Genomic DNA, 13,472 nt, shown 5'->3' on the forward strand with positions numbered 1-13,472 from the left:
CAAATGGCAAAGAGTAAGTTTGAGCGCAACAAGCCGCACGTTAACATCGGCACGATCGGCCACGTTGACCACGGCAAGACGTCTCTGACGGCAGCGATCACGAAGTACTTCGGCGAGTTCAAGGCGTACGACCAGATCGACGCGGCTCCGGAAGAAAAGGCTCGCGGCATCACCATTTCGACGGCACACGTCGAATACGAGACCCCGAACCGCCACTATGCCCACGTTGACTGCCCCGGCCACGCCGACTACGTCAAGAACATGATCACCGGTGCTGCGCAGATGGACGGCGCGATCCTGGTTTGCTCGGCTGCCGACGGCCCGATGCCGCAGACCCGCGAGCACATCCTGCTTGCTCGCCAGGTTGGCGTTCCGGCGATCGTCGTGTTCCTCAACAAGGTCGACCAGGTTGACGACGCCGAGCTTCTCGAACTCGTCGAGCTCGAAGTTCGCGAACTTCTGTCGTCCTACGACTTCCCGGGCGACGACATTCCGGTCATCAAGGGCTCGGCTCTTGCCGCTCTCGAAGACTCCGACAAGAAGATCGGCGAAGACGCGATCCGCGAGCTGATGGCAGCTGTTGACGCCTACATCCCAACGCCTGAGCGTCCGATCGACCAGCCGTTCCTGATGCCGATCGAAGACGTGTTCTCGATCTCGGGCCGTGGTACGGTTGTGACCGGCCGCGTCGAGCGCGGTATCGTCAAGGTTGGCGAAGAAGTCGAAATCGTCGGCATCCGCCCGACCTCGAAGACGACGGTTACCGGCGTTGAAATGTTCCGTAAGCTGCTCGACCAGGGCCAGGCTGGCGACAACATCGGTGCTCTGGTTCGCGGTGTGAACCGTGACGGCGTCGAGCGTGGTCAGATCCTGTGCAAGCCGGGCTCTGTCAAGCCGCACAAGAAGTTCAAGGCTGAAGCCTACATCCTGACGAAGGAAGAAGGCGGCCGTCATACGCCGTTCTTCACCAACTACCGTCCGCAGTTCTACTTCCGCACGACGGACGTCACCGGCATCGTCACCCTGCCGGAAGGCACGGAAATGGTCATGCCTGGCGACAACGTCACTGTAGACGTCGAGCTGATCGTTCCGATCGCGATGGAAGAAAAGCTGCGCTTCGCTATCCGCGAAGGCGGCCGTACCGTCGGCGCCGGCATCGTCGCCTCGATCGTCGAGTAATCGAAAGACCGGCCGTTTCGCCTGAAGCGGCCGATTCGATGACATTATTATGATGCAAGCGGCGCTAGCCGCTTGCTTATTACAGAGAAATGTTGCAAATGGCGCGCGAGCGCGATTTGCGCCCTGCTTCGTTCATTGGAGCGGGTGACTACAACAAGCAATAAGGTGGCCGTAAGGCCTGAAGACTGGATAGGGATGCCGCATTCCGGTGCCCCTCTCGATCTTTGAAACCGGTGGTCCGCCTTAGGAAAAAAGAACAACCCGTGTCTGCCTAACAGGCACGTGGGAAACAAACACAAGGATAACGTCGAATGAACGGCCAAAATATCCGCATTCGCCTGAAGGCGTTCGATCACCGCATTCTCGACGCTTCGACGCGCGAGATCGTGTCGACGGCGAAGCGCACCGGCGCAAGCGTCCGGGGCCCCGTTCCGCTTCCGACTCGCATCGAGAAGTTTACGGTCAACCGGTCCCCACACATCGACAAGAAGAGCCGCGAGCAGTTCGAGATGCGCACGCATAAGCGCCTCCTCGACATCGTAGATCCGACCCCGCAGACGGTAGACGCGCTGATGAAGCTCGATCTCGCCGCCGGTGTCGATGTTGAGATCAAGCTCTGAGCCTTGCTCGAGCGGATTTGGAAGGATTGAACCGATGCGTTCAGGTGTGATTGCACAGAAGGTGGGTATGACCCGCGTCTACAACGACGCTGGTGAACATGTCCCGGTAACAGTACTGCGTCTGGATGGCTGCCAGGTTGTGGCCCAGCGCACTGTTGAGAAGAACGGCTATGCCGCAGTCCAGCTCGGTGCTGGCACGGCGAAGGTCAAGAATACGTCGAAGGCGATGCGCGGTAACTTTGCTGTTGCCAACGTCGAGCCGAAGGCCAAGCTTACGGAATTCCGCGTCACGGAAGACAATCTCCTCGAGGTTGGCACCGAGCTCAAGGCTGGTCACTTCGCAGCTGGTCAGCTCGTCGATGTGACGGGCACGACGATCGGTAAGGGCTTTGCCGGCGTCATGAAGCGCCACAATTTTAGTGGTGGCCGTGCTACGCATGGTAACTCGGTTTCGCACCGCTCGCACGGTTCGACCGGTCAGCGCCAGGATCCCGGTAAGGTATTCAAGAACAAGAAGATGGCTGGTCACATGGGCCAGACGCGCGTAACGACTCAGAACCTGGAAGTGGTTTCGACCGACGAAGATCGTGGTCTGATCCTGATCAAGGGTGCAGTACCCGGTTCCAAGGGTGCCTGGATCATCGTGCGCGATGCCGTCAAATCGGCAGCGAAGTAAGGGAGCCGGACCAATGGAATTCAACGTCAAGACCCTCGAGGGAAAAGACGCAGGGAAGGTTTCTCTTTCTGACGCGATTTTCGGTCTCGAGCCCCGCGAAGACATTCTCGCCCGCGTCATCCGCTGGCAGCTTGCCAAGAAGCAGCAGGGCACGCACCAGGCAAAGGGCCGCGCGGACGTCTCGCGCACCGGCGCCAAGATGTACAAGCAGAAGGGTACGGGCCGCGCTCGTCACCATTCGGCTCGCGCTCCGCAGTTTCGCGGCGGTGGTAAGGCCCACGGGCCGGTCGCTCGCAGCCACGAACACGACCTTCCGAAGAAGGTTCGCGCTCTCGGTCTGCGTCACGCCCTCTCGGCCAAGCTGAAGTCCGACGATGTCATCATCATCGACAGCCTGGTTGCTGCAGAAGCAAAGACCAAGGCACTGGCATCGGCTTTCGAGACGCTCGGCCTGACCAACGCGCTCTTCATCGGCGGCGCTGAACTTGATGGCAACTTCAAGCTCGCAGCTCAGAACATCCCGAACATCGATGTTCTGCCGATCCAGGGCATCAACGTTTACGACATCGTGCGCCGCGGCAAGCTCGTGCTTTCCAAGGCTGCCGTCGAAGCTCTAGAGGAGCGTTTCAAGTGACCGACCTTCGCCACTATGATGTGATCGTCTCGCCGGCGATCACCGAAAAGTCCACGCTGGTATCGGAAAACAACCAGGTTGTTTTCAACGTCGCCAAGAAGGCGTCGAAGCCGGAAATCAAGGCTGCAGTCGAGGCGCTGTTCGGCGTCAAGGTCACGGCCGTCAACACTCTGCTCCGCAAGGGCAAGACCAAGCGTTTCAAAGGTTTTGTCGGCAAGCAGCAGGACGTGAAGAAGGCAGTTGTGACGCTGGCTGAAGGCCAGACGATCGACGTCTCCACCGGTCTCTGAGGAATAATAAAATGGCATTGAAAACATTCAATCCTACGACCCCGAGCCAGCGTCAGCTGGTCATCGTCGACCGCTCCTCGCTCTACAAGGGCAAGCCGGTCAAGGCGCTGACGGAAGGTCTGACCAAGAGCGGCGGTCGTAACAACCTCGGCCGCATCACCGCCCGCTTCATCGGCGGCGGTCACAAGCGCACCTACCGTCTGGTCGACTTCAAGCGTCGCAAGTTCGACGTTGAAGGCACCGTCGATCGTATCGAATACGATCCGAACCGCACGGCTTTCATTGCGCTGGTGACCTATGCTGACGGCGAAAAGGCCTACATCCTCGCTCCGCAGCGCCTCGCTGCCGGCGACAAGGTCATCGCTTCCGAGAAGGCTGTCGACGTAAAGCCCGGCAACACGATGCCGCTGCAGTTCATCCCGGTCGGCTCCATCATCCACAACGTGGAAATGAAGCCGGGCAAGGGTGGTCAGATCGCTCGCTCCGCCGGTTCCTACGCACAGCTCGTCGGTCGCGACCAGGGCATGGCGATCCTTCGCCTGAACTCTGGCGAACAGCGCCTCGTGCACGGCACCTGCCTTGCTTCGATCGGTGCGGTTTCGAATCCGGATCACGCCAACATCAACGACGGCAAGGCCGGTCGTACTGTTTGGCGCGGCAAGCGTCCGCATAACCGCGGTGTCGTCATGAACCCTGTCGACCACCCGCACGGCGGTGGTGAAGGCCGCACCTCTGGTGGTCGTCACCCGGTTACTCCGTGGGGCAAGCCGACCAAGGGCAAGCGCACCCGGTCGAACAAGTCGACCGACAAGATGATCATGCGCTCGCGTCATCAGCGTAAGAAGTAAGAGAGGAAGTCTCCAATGGCTCGTTCAGTATGGAAAGGTCCGTTCGTTGACGGCTATCTTCTCAAGAAGGCTGAGAAGGTTCGTGAAGGCGGACGTGCAGAAGTAATCAAGATCTGGAGCCGTCGCTCCACGATCCTGCCGCAGTTCGTCGGTCTCACCTTCGGCGTCTACAACGGCAGCAAGCATGTTCCGGTCAGCGTCAATGAAGACATGGTCGGTCACAAATTCGGTGAATTCTCTCCGACCCGGACCTACTACGGTCACGGTGCGGACAAGAAGGCAAAGAGGAAGTAACAATGGGCAAGGCAAAAGCCGAACGCCGGCTGAAGGACAACGAGGCGCAAGCAGTCGCCCGCACGCTCCGCGTCAGCCCACAGAAGCTCAACCTCGTTGCTGCGGTTATCCGCGGCAAGAAGGTCGATCGTGCACTCGCTGAGCTGGAATTCTCCCGCAAGCGTATCGCAGGCGCCGTCAAGAAGACGCTCGAGTCTGCGATCGCCAACGCCGAGAACAACCACGACCTCGACGTCGACTCCCTGGTCGTCGCCGAAGCCTATGTCGGCAAGTCGATCGTCATGAAGCGTTTCCACGCTCGTGGCCGCGGCCGCGCTTCTCGCATCGAGAGGCCGTTTGCGCACCTGACGATCGTTGTCCGCGAAGTGCAGGCACAAGAGGAGGCCGCATAATGGGTCAGAAAATTAATCCAATCGGTTTCCGTCTTGGCATCAACCGTACCTGGGATAGCCGCTGGTTTGCGGACAATGCCGAGTACGGTCAGCTGCTGCACGAAGACCTGAAGATGCGCAAGTTCGTGATGAGCGAACTGAAGCAGGCTGGTATCGCCAAGGTGGTCATCGAGCGTCCGCACAAGAAGTGCCGTGTCACGATCCACTCGGCTCGTCCGGGCCTGATCATCGGCAAGAAGGGCGCAGACATCGACAAGCTCCGCAAGAAGCTGTCGGACATGACGAATTCCGAAACGCACCTCAACATCGTTGAAGTTCGCAAGCCGGAAGTCGACGCTACGCTCGTCGCACAGTCGATCGCTCAGCAGCTCGAGCGTCGTGTTGCTTTCCGTCGCGCCATGAAGCGTGCCGTTCAGTCTGCAATGCGTCTTGGCGCCGAAGGCATCAAGATCACCTGCGCAGGCCGTCTCGGCGGTGCTGAAATCGCTCGTACGGAATGGTACCGCGAAGGTCGCGTTCCGCTGCACACGCTGCGCGCTGACATCGACTACGGCACAGCTGAAGCGGAAACCGCTTTTGGCATCTGCGGCATCAAGGTTTGGATCTTCAAGGGCGAAATCCTTGAGCACGATCCGATGGCCTCCGAGCGCCGCGCACTCGAGGGTGACGCTCAGGGTCCGGCAAGCCGTGATCGCGATCGTCGCCGCGACAACGCCTAATAGCGTTGGTGGATAAGTTCGGAGAATAAGAAAATGTTGCAGCCAAAGCGTACCAAGTACCGCAAGCAATTCAAGGGCCGCATCAAGGGCGTCGCCAAGGGTGGTTCTGACCTGGCCTTCGGCGAATTCGGCCTTAAGGCTCAAGAGCCGAACCGCGTGAATGCACGCGAGATCGAAGCGGCCCGCCGCGCGATCACGCGTTACATGAAGCGCGCCGGCCGTGTATGGATCCGCGTGTTCCCGGATGTTCCGGTAACCGCAAAGCCGACCGAAGTCCGTATGGGTAAGGGCAAGGGCTCTGTCGAATACTGGGCATGCAAGGTCAAGCCAGGCCGTATGATGTTCGAAATCGACGGCGTCAGCGAAGAAATCGCTCGTGAAGCGCTTCGCCTCGGCTCTGCCAAGCTCTCGGTCAAGACGCGCTTCGTTCAGCGTATTGCAGAGTAAGGAGCAAGGCACATGAAAGCCGAAGAAGTACGCGGCCTCACGGCCGATCAGCTCAAGGACAAGCTCGCCGACCTGAAGAAGGAGCAGTTCAACCTGCGCTTCCAGAAGGCAACCGGTCAGCTGGAAAAGTCCTCGCGCATCAACGAAGTCCGTAAGGACATCGCCCGCGTGAAAACCATTGCCCGCCAGAAGGCGGCAGAAGCAAAGGCGTAAAGGAAAACATCATGCCGAAGCGCATTCTGCAGGGCGTTGTCGTTGGCGACAAGAACGAGAAGACTGTCGTAGTTCGCGTTGAGCGTCGTTTCGCTCACCCGCTGCTCCAGAAGACCGTTCGTCGTTCCAAGAAGTACAAGGCCCACGACGAAAACAACCAGTACAAGATCGGCGATACCGTATCCATCGAGGAATGCGCGCCGATTTCCAAGGACAAGCGCTGGACGGTCGTTTCCGCCCAGGCCAAGTAAGATTTTTGCGCGAGGCCTTGCGTCTCGCGGAAATATCTGTATGAAGCAGCGTCAGAACGCTCGTTCGTCGAGCGTTCTTTTGCTTTGAGCGCACGGAAGGTCCCGACGGGAAACCACCCTGGCACGATCGATCCCGCGCTATTCAAGCTATTGCCGTGTTTTCGCCTGTCCTTGTGGCAAGCGGCCGGCTGACAATTTTCATAAGCCGGGGTAGGGGGCGAAAGCCCAACCATTCCGGTAAACCAAAAAGGCGACCTGATATGATTCAGATGCAAACAAACCTCGACGTGGCGGATAATTCCGGCGCACGTCGTGTCATGTGCATCAAGGTGCTGGGCGGCTCGAAGCGCAAGTATGCCGGGATCGGCGACATTATTGTCGTTTCGATCAAGGAAGCGATCCCGCGCGGCCGCGTGAAGAAGGGTGACGTGATGAAGGCGGTGGTTGTTCGTACCGCCAAGGAAATCCGTCGCGTTGATGGCAGCATCATCCGCTTCGACACGAATGCAGCAGTCCTCATCGACAACAAGAAAGAGCCGATCGGCACCCGTATCTTCGGACCGGTTCCGCGCGAACTTCGCGCCAAGAACCACATGAAGATCATCTCGCTGGCTCCCGAAGTACTGTAAGGAGCGCGAAGGATGCAAAAGATTCGTAAGGGCGACAAGGTCGTCATGCTCGCAGGCAAGGACAAGGGCCGTACCGGCGAAGTCCTTCAGGTTCTGCCCAAGGAAGATCGCGCCGTTGTTCGTGGCGTCAACGTCGTAAAGCGCCACCAGCGCCAGACGCAGAGCCAGGAAGCCGGCATCATCAGCAAGGAAGCTTCGGTTCACCTGTCCAACGTCGCAATCGTCGACAAGGACGGCAAGCCGACCCGCGTTGGCTTCAAGGTTGTTGACGGCAAGAAGGTCCGTGTGGCCAAGCGTTCCGGTGAGGTGATCTGATGGCTGACGCAAAGTACGAGCCACGGCTCAAGAAGGAATATGTCGAGCGCATTCGTGCGGCGATGCAGGAGAAGTTCTCCTACGCCAACGAGATGATGATTCCGAAGCTCGACAAGATCGTAATCAACATGGGTGTTGGTGAAGCAACGGCTGATTCGAAGAAGCCGACTGTTGCTGCAGCCGACCTGGCCGCTATTGCCGGCCAGAAGCCGGTCATCACCCGTGCACGCAACTCCATCGCTGGCTTCAAGGTCCGCGAGCAGATGCCGATCGGCGCAAAGGTCACCCTGCGCGGCGCTCGCATGTACGAGTTCCTGGACCGTCTCGTGAACATCGCGCTTCCGCGCGTTCGCGACTTCCGCGGCCTGAACCCGAAAAGCTTTGACGGCCGTGGCAACTTCGCCATGGGCATCAAGGAGCACATTGTGTTCCCTGAGATCAACTACGACAAGGTTGATCAGATGTGGGGCATGGACATCATCGTTTGCACGACGGCAACGAAGGACGACGAAGCGCGGGCTCTCCTGACAGAGTTCAACTTCCCGTTCCGTCAGTAACCGTAACGACGAGCGTAGAAAAGGAACCGCACATGGCGAAGACAAGCGCAGTTGAAAAGAACAAGCGCCGCCGTACTACGGTCGCTAACCAGGCTGCCAAGCGCGCAGCTCTGAAGGCGATCATCATGAACCAGGCTCTTCCGATCGAAGAGCGGTTCAAGGCCTCGATCAAGCTGGCATCCCTGCCGCGCGATGGATCCAAGACCCGCATTCGCAACCGTTGCGAAGTATCGGGCCGTCCGCGCGCATACTACCGCAAACTGCGCATGTCGCGTATCGCGCTGCGTGAACTCGGCAATCTCGGCAAGGTGCCGGGCATCGTCAAGTCGAGCTGGTAAGGAGCAGGTTAGATGACAATGACTGATCCGTTGGGCGATATGCTCACTCGCATCCGTAACGGCGCTTCTCGCCGCAAGTCGTCGGTCTCGACGCCTGCTTCGAAGCTCCGTGCACGTGTTCTCGATGTTCTGCAGTCTGAAGGCTACATCCGTGGCTACTCCGTTGTCGATTTCGGCAATGGCAAGTCTGAGCTCAACATCGAACTCAAGTACTATGAAGGCGCATCGGTGATCCGTGAGATCGGCCGTGTGTCCAAGCCGGGCCGCCGGGTTTATGTCTCGGTCAAGTCCATTCCGCAGGTCGCGAACGGCCTCGGCATCACTATCCTTTCGACCCCGAAGGGCGTGATGGCCGATCACCAGGCTCGCGAACAGAACGTTGGTGGCGAGGTTCTTTGCTCGGTCTTCTAAGGCTGAGCAGGGATCTCCATAGCGAACAGACAGGATATAAAAATGTCTCGTATCGGTAAAAAGCCCGTTCAGGTGCCTGCTGGGATCACGGCTACGGTCGATGGCCAGAAGGTTACCGCTAAGGGCCCGAAGGGCGAGCTGTTCTTCGTCGCAAACGACGAAGTCGGCGTGAAGCTCGAAAATAATGCGGTCGTCGTGACGCCGCTCAGCCAGACGAAGAATGCTCGTGCAAAGTGGGGCATGTCCCGCACGATGATCGAGAACATCTTCAAGGGCGTTAAGGACGGCTTTGAGCGCAAGCTCGAAATCAACGGCGTCGGTTACCGCGCGTCGCTTCAGGGCAAGAACCTGCAGCTGGCACTCGGCTTCAGCCATGACGTTGTGTATGAGCCGCCGCAGGGCATCACGATCACTGTGCCGAAGCCGACGGAAATCGTCGTCACCGGCATCAACAAGCAGCAGGTCGGCCAGGTTGCCGCTGAAATCCGCGAATACCGCGGTCCTGAGCCTTACAAGGGCAAGGGCGTCAAGTATGCCGAAGAGCGGATCGTCCGCAAAGAAGGCAAGAAGAAGTAAGGATCACGCGAAATGGCTAGCAGGAAAGAAGCACTTGCACGTCGTGCCAACCGCGTGCGTCGTCACCTCAAGTCGGTGGCCAACGGCCGTCCGCGCCTGTCGGTTCATCGCTCGTCGAAGAACATCTATGCTCAAGTCATTGACGATGTCGCTGGTAAGACGCTTGCGTCTGCCTCGACCCTCGACAAGGACCTGCGCGGTTCTCTGAAGACCGGTGCTGACACGGCAGCAGCTGCCCTCGTAGGCAAGCTCGTTGCTGAGCGCGCCTCGAAGGCAGGCGTCAAGGACGTCGTATTCGACCGTGGCGCCTTCATCTACCACGGCCGCATCAAGGCCCTGGCAGAAGCAGCCCGCGAAGGCGGTCTGTCCTTCTAATAAAGTTTCCGGCCGGCAGCCTTAGGGTACCGGCCGGATATCACCGGACCGCAGGCGTCCCGAAAAGGGGAGGCCGATGCGGTCCTCGTTTTGTTTGCCGATTGCACCCGGAAAAGAAAAAGGAAGAGGACAATGGCACAGGAAAGAAGGCCGCAGCGGGAAGACCGCCAGGCCCGTGAAGAGCGCGATAGCGAATTCGTCGACAAGCTGGTCGCGATTAACCGCGTTGCCAAGGTTGTTAAGGGTGGCCGCCGTTTCGGTTTCGCCGCTCTCGTCGTCGTTGGTGACCAGAAGGGCCGCGTTGGCTTCGGTCACGGCAAGGCACGCGAAGTGCCGGAAGCAATCCGCAAGGCGACTGAAGCTGCCAAGCGCGAACTGATCTTCGTACCGCTGCGTGACGGCCGTACGCTGCATCACGACGTTCATGGCCGCCATGGCGCCGGCAAGGTTCTGCTTCGTTCGGCCAAGGTCGGTACCGGTATCATCGCCGGTGGTCCGATGCGCGCTGTTTTCGAAACGCTCGGCGTTCACGACGTTGTCGCCAAGTCGACCGGTTCCTCGAACCCATACAACATGGTTCGCGCTACCTTCGACGCTCTGAAGCACCAGGTTCACCCGAAGGACATCGCAGCTCAGCGCGGCATCAAGTATGCAACGCTCCAGGCTCGCCGTGCCGCTTCTGGCAATGCCTCTGAAGAATAAGAGGAGTCTGACAGATGGCTAAGGCTACCAAGAAGACTGAAGCGAAGACGGTTATTGTCGAACAGATCGGCAGCCCGATTCGTCGTCCGGACGTCCAGCAGCGCACGCTGATCGGCCTCGGACTCAACAAGATGCACCGTCGCCGCACGCTGGAAGATACTCCTTCCGTTCGTGGCATGATCCGTGCTGTCCAGCATCTCGTTCGCGTCGTCGACGAGAAGTAAGCCGGGAGATTCGCTATGAAACTCAATGAAATTAAAGACAACGAAGGTTCGACCCACAGCCGCAAGCGCCTCGGCCGCGGTATTGGTTCGGGCTCGGGCAAGACCGGTGGTCGCGGTGTGAAGGGTCAGAAGTCCCGTTCCGGCGTCGCTATCAATGGTTTCGAAGGCGGTCAGATGCCAATCTACCGTCGCCTGCCGAAGCGCGGCTTCAACAACATTTTCAAGGCCGACTTCGTCGTCGTGTCGCTTGAGCGTGTTCAGGCTGCGATCGACGCTGGCAAGCTCGACGCCAAGTCCACGGTTGATGCAGCAGCTCTCAAGGCTGCCGGCGTTATCCGTCGCGTCAAGGACGGCGTTCGCGTTCTCGCCGACGGCGAGCTGAAGGCAAAGGTCAAGTTCGAAGTTGCTGGCGCTTCCAAGCCGGCTGTCGAAAAGATCGAAAAAGCTGGCGGTTCCGTCACGCTTCTTTCTGCCGCAGCTGCAGAATAATTAATCTTATGATAAGTCGCCCGGGGTGCTTCACACCGGGCGATTTTGCTCCCATATGTGAGCCTCACAAAAACCGGCTGAACGCACGTGCGTCATGGACGGTAGGAACGAACACAAGGGTGAGGCATAGGTTGCGTTCGCAATCCGTCCGAAACCCGCTTTTGAATAATTCAGAATGCTGATACCGGGTCCTGCACCTCGCTTGGCTAGAGCCCGGAATTGGTAGCGCGGAGAATCGCATGGCGTCTGCAGCGGAACAGTTGGCTTCTAACCTCAATTTCTCGACCTTCGCCAAAGCCGAGGATCTCAAGAAGCGCCTGTGGTTCACACTGGCAGCTCTCCTCGTGTACCGGCTCGGTACCCACATTCCGCTCCCCGGCCTCAATCCAGAAGCTTATGCCCAGGCCTTCCGTGGCCAGGCAGGCGGCATTCTCGGCCTCTTCAACATGTTCTCGGGCGGCGCCGTGCAGCGCATGGCAATCTTTGCGCTCGGCATCATGCCTTACATTTCCGCTTCGATCATCGTGCAGCTGATGACTTCGGTCGTTCCGGCGCTCGAAAACCTGAAGAAGGAAGGCGAACAGGGCCGCAAGATCATCAACCAGTATACGCGCTACGGCACGGTACTCCTCGGTGCGCTTCAGGCTTACGGCATTTCCGTCGGTCTTGAGAGCGGCAACGGCCTTGTTGTCGATCCTGGCATCTTCTTCCGCATTTCGACGGTCGTGACCCTGCTCGGCGGCACGATGTTCCTCATGTGGCTCGGCGAGCAGATCACCTCGCGCGGCATCGGCAACGGCATCTCGCTGATCATCTTCGCCGGTATCGCCGCAGGCCTTCCGCAGGCTCTTGCCGGCACCCTCGAACTTGGCCGCACCGGCGCCCTGTCGACGACGCTGATTCTCGCCGTCATCGTCATTGCGATCGCCGTTATCGCGATCATCGTTTTCGTCGAGCGTGCGCAGCGCCGCCTGCTGATCCAGTATCCGAAGCGCCAGGTCGGCAACCGCATGTTCCAGGGCGACACGTCGCACCTGCCGCTGAAGCTCAACACCTCGGGCGTTATCCCGGCGATCTTCGCGTCTTCGCTGCTGCTGCTGCCGGCGACCGTTGCAGGCTTTGCCAACACGACCGCACTGCCGGCCTGGGCGACCTCGATCGTCGCCGCGCTCGGCCACGGCCAGCCGCTCTATATGCTGCTCTACGGCCTGCTGATCGCTTTCTTCGCCTTCTTCTATACCGCTATCGTCTTCAATCCGAAGGACACCGCCGACAATCTGAAGAAGCATGGCGGCTTCATCCCGGGTATTCGCCCGGGCGAGCGGACTGCTGAGTATATCGACTACGTGCTGACCCGCATTACGGTGATTGGCGCGATCTACCTCGTCTTCGTGTGCATTCTGCCTGAAATTCTTGTGTCTCAGACGGGCATTCCTTTGTCCTTGGGTGGCACTTCGCTCTTGATCGTGGTTAGCGTAACTCTCGATACGGTGGCGCAGATTCAGGGTCATCTGATCGCACAGCAGTATGAAGGCCTGATCAAGAAATCGAAGTTGCGCGGAGGAAAGAGGGGGCGATGAGACTCATACTGTTAGGGCCGCCGGGCGCGGGTAAGGGGACCCAGGCTCAGCGGATCGTGGAGAAGTACGGAATTCCGCAACTTTCCACGGGTGACATGCTGCGTGCTGCCGTTGCGGCTGGCACGGAGGTGGGCAAGCGTGCAAAGGCCGTCATGGATGCTGGCAAGCTTGTTTCCGATGAGATTGTCAATGCCATCGTCTCCGAGCGTCTGGATGCACCGGACTGCACCAAGGGTTTCATTCTCGACGGTTACCCGCGCACGCTGATTCAGGCCGACGCAACGGAAGCCATTCTGAAAAGCAAGGGTCTTGAGCTCTCGACCGTGATCGAGATCCAGGTTGACGACAACGTCCTCGCTGACCGTGTCTCGGGACGCTATACCTGCGCCAACTGCGGTGCAGGCTATCACGACACCAACGTCAAGCCGAAGATTGAAGGCGTTTGCGACCGCTGCGGTTCGACTCACTTCAAGCGGCGCCCGGATGACAACCGCGAAACGGTCGTCACGCGCCTGCAGGCTTACTACAAGGAAACATCTCCATTGATCGGCTACTTCTATGCCAAGGGCAAGCTGAAGTCGGTTGATGGCATGGCGGATATCGATCACGTCACCAGCGAGATCGATAAGATACTTTCGAAGCTTTAGTCTTTGAAAATAAACTTGGCGGAAGCGGTTGCTTTTCAGCACTGATTCCGCTAAACACCGCGCCAA

The 13,472-nt window shown here is 58.8% G+C and carries 24 protein-coding genes; all 24 read left to right on the plus strand.

Features of this window, described 5'->3' with window-relative positions:
• Window positions 1-3 precede the first annotated feature (3 nt).
• The 24 genes from tuf (at window position 4) to AF71_RS13755 (ending at window position 13,406) form a co-directional block, all read left to right on the plus strand.
• Complete coding sequence (tuf, locus tag AF71_RS13640; RefSeq protein ID WP_018857113.1) at window positions 4-1,179, plus strand: elongation factor Tu; 1,176 nt, start codon at window positions 4-6, stop codon at window positions 1,177-1,179.
• Window positions 1,180-1,490: 311 nt separating this feature from the next.
• Window positions 1,491-1,799, plus strand: coding sequence for a 30S ribosomal protein S10 (rpsJ, locus tag AF71_RS13645; protein WP_003547547.1), 309 nt, complete (start codon window positions 1,491-1,493; stop codon window positions 1,797-1,799).
• Between the two features lie 34 nt (window positions 1,800-1,833).
• Window positions 1,834-2,475, plus strand: coding sequence for a 50S ribosomal protein L3 (gene rplC / locus AF71_RS13650; protein ID WP_025659906.1), 642 nt, complete (start codon window positions 1,834-1,836; stop codon window positions 2,473-2,475).
• A gap of 13 nt (window positions 2,476-2,488) precedes the next feature.
• Entirely contained in the window at window positions 2,489-3,109 is a 621-nt protein-coding gene (rplD, locus tag AF71_RS13655) for a 50S ribosomal protein L4 (protein WP_007531661.1), read from the plus strand.
• A complete protein-coding gene (locus AF71_RS13660; protein WP_016553551.1) occupies window positions 3,106-3,399 on the plus strand; it encodes a 50S ribosomal protein L23 in 294 nt (97 codons plus the stop codon). Before rplD ends, AF71_RS13660 begins: the two co-directional genes overlap by 4 nt.
• Window positions 3,400-3,410: 11 nt before the next feature.
• Window positions 3,411-4,247, plus strand: a complete 837-nt coding sequence (gene rplB, locus AF71_RS13665; protein WP_018857111.1) for a 50S ribosomal protein L2 — start codon at window positions 3,411-3,413, stop codon at window positions 4,245-4,247.
• A 15-nt stretch (window positions 4,248-4,262) separates the two neighbouring features.
• Window positions 4,263-4,541, plus strand: coding sequence for a 30S ribosomal protein S19 (rpsS, locus tag AF71_RS13670; protein WP_007531666.1), 279 nt, complete (start codon window positions 4,263-4,265; stop codon window positions 4,539-4,541).
• 2 nt (window positions 4,542-4,543) lie between these two features.
• Window positions 4,544-4,933, plus strand: coding sequence for a 50S ribosomal protein L22 (gene rplV / locus AF71_RS13675; RefSeq protein WP_018857110.1), 390 nt, complete (start codon window positions 4,544-4,546; stop codon window positions 4,931-4,933).
• Complete coding sequence (gene rpsC, locus AF71_RS13680; RefSeq protein WP_018857109.1) at window positions 4,933-5,652, plus strand: 30S ribosomal protein S3; 720 nt, start codon at window positions 4,933-4,935, stop codon at window positions 5,650-5,652. Before rplV ends, rpsC begins: the two co-directional genes overlap by 1 nt.
• 33 nt (window positions 5,653-5,685) lie before the next feature.
• The gene (rplP, locus tag AF71_RS13685) at window positions 5,686-6,099 is read left to right on the plus strand and encodes a 50S ribosomal protein L16 (RefSeq protein WP_003573792.1); all 414 of its coding nucleotides are present in this window, start codon (window positions 5,686-5,688) and stop codon (window positions 6,097-6,099) included.
• Window positions 6,100-6,111: 12 nt separating this feature from the next.
• Entirely contained in the window at window positions 6,112-6,312 is a 201-nt protein-coding gene (rpmC, locus tag AF71_RS13690; protein WP_007531673.1) for a 50S ribosomal protein L29, read from the plus strand.
• Between the two features lie 11 nt (window positions 6,313-6,323).
• Entirely contained in the window at window positions 6,324-6,563 is a 240-nt protein-coding gene (gene rpsQ, locus AF71_RS13695; protein ID WP_007787739.1) for a 30S ribosomal protein S17, read from the plus strand.
• Window positions 6,564-6,823: 260 nt separating this feature from the next.
• Window positions 6,824-7,192 carry a 50S ribosomal protein L14 gene (rplN, locus tag AF71_RS13700; RefSeq protein WP_018857108.1) on the plus strand — a complete coding sequence of 123 codons (369 nt, stop codon included), beginning with the start codon at window positions 6,824-6,826 and terminating at the stop codon, window positions 7,190-7,192.
• Window positions 7,193-7,204: 12 nt separating this feature from the next.
• Window positions 7,205-7,507 (plus strand): 50S ribosomal protein L24, encoded by a 303-nt coding sequence (gene rplX, locus AF71_RS13705; protein ID WP_007531676.1) that lies wholly within the window; start codon window positions 7,205-7,207, stop codon window positions 7,505-7,507.
• On the plus strand, window positions 7,507-8,064 hold the full coding sequence (gene rplE, locus AF71_RS13710; protein ID WP_016553557.1) for a 50S ribosomal protein L5: 558 nt from the start codon (window positions 7,507-7,509) through the stop codon (window positions 8,062-8,064). Before rplX ends, rplE begins: the two co-directional genes overlap by 1 nt.
• 32 nt (window positions 8,065-8,096) lie before the next feature.
• Complete coding sequence (rpsN, locus tag AF71_RS13715) at window positions 8,097-8,402, plus strand: 30S ribosomal protein S14 (protein WP_003573787.1); 306 nt, start codon at window positions 8,097-8,099, stop codon at window positions 8,400-8,402.
• Between the two features lie 12 nt (window positions 8,403-8,414).
• Window positions 8,415-8,813, plus strand: a complete 399-nt coding sequence (gene rpsH / locus AF71_RS13720) for a 30S ribosomal protein S8 (RefSeq protein WP_004674934.1) — start codon at window positions 8,415-8,417, stop codon at window positions 8,811-8,813.
• A 42-nt stretch (window positions 8,814-8,855) separates the two neighbouring features.
• The gene (gene rplF, locus AF71_RS13725) at window positions 8,856-9,389 is read left to right on the plus strand and encodes a 50S ribosomal protein L6 (protein WP_018857107.1); all 534 of its coding nucleotides are present in this window, start codon (window positions 8,856-8,858) and stop codon (window positions 9,387-9,389) included.
• Between the two features lie 12 nt (window positions 9,390-9,401).
• Window positions 9,402-9,764 (plus strand): 50S ribosomal protein L18, encoded by a 363-nt coding sequence (rplR, locus tag AF71_RS13730; RefSeq protein ID WP_018857106.1) that lies wholly within the window; start codon window positions 9,402-9,404, stop codon window positions 9,762-9,764.
• Window positions 9,765-9,896: 132 nt separating this feature from the next.
• Window positions 9,897-10,466: a 30S ribosomal protein S5 gene (rpsE, locus tag AF71_RS13735; RefSeq protein WP_007531680.1), complete on the plus strand. Its 570-nt coding sequence runs from the start codon at window positions 9,897-9,899 to the stop codon at window positions 10,464-10,466.
• 14 nt (window positions 10,467-10,480) lie between these two features.
• The gene (gene rpmD, locus AF71_RS13740; protein WP_018857105.1) at window positions 10,481-10,690 is read left to right on the plus strand and encodes a 50S ribosomal protein L30; all 210 of its coding nucleotides are present in this window, start codon (window positions 10,481-10,483) and stop codon (window positions 10,688-10,690) included.
• A gap of 15 nt (window positions 10,691-10,705) precedes the next feature.
• Window positions 10,706-11,179: a 50S ribosomal protein L15 gene (rplO, locus tag AF71_RS13745; protein ID WP_016553563.1), complete on the plus strand. Its 474-nt coding sequence runs from the start codon at window positions 10,706-10,708 to the stop codon at window positions 11,177-11,179.
• A gap of 239 nt (window positions 11,180-11,418) precedes the next feature.
• Window positions 11,419-12,759: a preprotein translocase subunit SecY gene (gene secY / locus AF71_RS13750; protein ID WP_018857104.1), complete on the plus strand. Its 1,341-nt coding sequence runs from the start codon at window positions 11,419-11,421 to the stop codon at window positions 12,757-12,759.
• Window positions 12,756-13,406, plus strand: a complete 651-nt coding sequence (locus AF71_RS13755) for an adenylate kinase (protein ID WP_169681783.1) — start codon at window positions 12,756-12,758, stop codon at window positions 13,404-13,406. The genes secY and AF71_RS13755 overlap by 4 nt, the downstream gene beginning before the upstream one ends.
• The last annotated feature ends 66 nt before the right edge of the window (window positions 13,407-13,472 follow it).

It is taken from the genome of Rhizobium sp. 57MFTsu3.2, from assembly GCF_012932765.1.
GTDB lineage: Bacteria > Pseudomonadota > Alphaproteobacteria > Rhizobiales > Rhizobiaceae > Rhizobium > Rhizobium altiplani.

Excerpts from the sequence above, each read along its gene's own strand:
- rplV (WP_018857110.1), top strand. The coding sequence starts at position 4,544 with ATGGGCAAGGCAAAAGCCGAACGCCGGCTGAAGGACAACGAGGCGCAA.
- rplC (WP_025659906.1), top strand. The coding sequence starts at position 1,834 with ATGCGTTCAGGTGTGATTGCACAGAAGGTGGGTATGACCCGCGTCTAC.
- rpsN (WP_003573787.1), top strand. The coding sequence starts at position 8,097 with ATGGCGAAGACAAGCGCAGTTGAAAAGAACAAGCGCCGCCGTACTACG.
- rpmD (WP_018857105.1), top strand. The coding sequence starts at position 10,481 with ATGGCTAAGGCTACCAAGAAGACTGAAGCGAAGACGGTTATTGTCGAA.
- rplE (WP_016553557.1), top strand. The coding sequence starts at position 7,507 with ATGGCTGACGCAAAGTACGAGCCACGGCTCAAGAAGGAATATGTCGAG.
- rplR (WP_018857106.1), top strand. The coding sequence starts at position 9,402 with ATGGCTAGCAGGAAAGAAGCACTTGCACGTCGTGCCAACCGCGTGCGT.
- rpsE (WP_007531680.1), top strand. The coding sequence starts at position 9,897 with ATGGCACAGGAAAGAAGGCCGCAGCGGGAAGACCGCCAGGCCCGTGAA.
- rplD (WP_007531661.1), top strand. The coding sequence starts at position 2,489 with ATGGAATTCAACGTCAAGACCCTCGAGGGAAAAGACGCAGGGAAGGTT.
- rplN (WP_018857108.1), top strand. The coding sequence starts at position 6,824 with ATGATTCAGATGCAAACAAACCTCGACGTGGCGGATAATTCCGGCGCA.
- rpsQ (WP_007787739.1), top strand. The coding sequence starts at position 6,324 with ATGCCGAAGCGCATTCTGCAGGGCGTTGTCGTTGGCGACAAGAACGAG.
- rpsJ (WP_003547547.1), top strand. The coding sequence starts at position 1,491 with ATGAACGGCCAAAATATCCGCATTCGCCTGAAGGCGTTCGATCACCGC.
- rplF (WP_018857107.1), top strand. The coding sequence starts at position 8,856 with ATGTCTCGTATCGGTAAAAAGCCCGTTCAGGTGCCTGCTGGGATCACG.
- rplB (WP_018857111.1), top strand. The coding sequence starts at position 3,411 with ATGGCATTGAAAACATTCAATCCTACGACCCCGAGCCAGCGTCAGCTG.
- AF71_RS13755 (WP_169681783.1), top strand. The coding sequence starts at position 12,756 with ATGAGACTCATACTGTTAGGGCCGCCGGGCGCGGGTAAGGGGACCCAG.
- rplP (WP_003573792.1), top strand. The coding sequence starts at position 5,686 with ATGTTGCAGCCAAAGCGTACCAAGTACCGCAAGCAATTCAAGGGCCGC.
- rplO (WP_016553563.1), top strand. The coding sequence starts at position 10,706 with ATGAAACTCAATGAAATTAAAGACAACGAAGGTTCGACCCACAGCCGC.
- rpmC (WP_007531673.1), top strand. The coding sequence starts at position 6,112 with ATGAAAGCCGAAGAAGTACGCGGCCTCACGGCCGATCAGCTCAAGGAC.
- rpsH (WP_004674934.1), top strand. The coding sequence starts at position 8,415 with ATGACAATGACTGATCCGTTGGGCGATATGCTCACTCGCATCCGTAAC.
- rplX (WP_007531676.1), top strand. The coding sequence starts at position 7,205 with ATGCAAAAGATTCGTAAGGGCGACAAGGTCGTCATGCTCGCAGGCAAG.
- rpsS (WP_007531666.1), top strand. The coding sequence starts at position 4,263 with ATGGCTCGTTCAGTATGGAAAGGTCCGTTCGTTGACGGCTATCTTCTC.
- secY (WP_018857104.1), top strand. The coding sequence starts at position 11,419 with ATGGCGTCTGCAGCGGAACAGTTGGCTTCTAACCTCAATTTCTCGACC.
- rpsC (WP_018857109.1), top strand. The coding sequence starts at position 4,933 with ATGGGTCAGAAAATTAATCCAATCGGTTTCCGTCTTGGCATCAACCGT.
- tuf (WP_018857113.1), top strand. The coding sequence starts at position 4 with ATGGCAAAGAGTAAGTTTGAGCGCAACAAGCCGCACGTTAACATCGGC.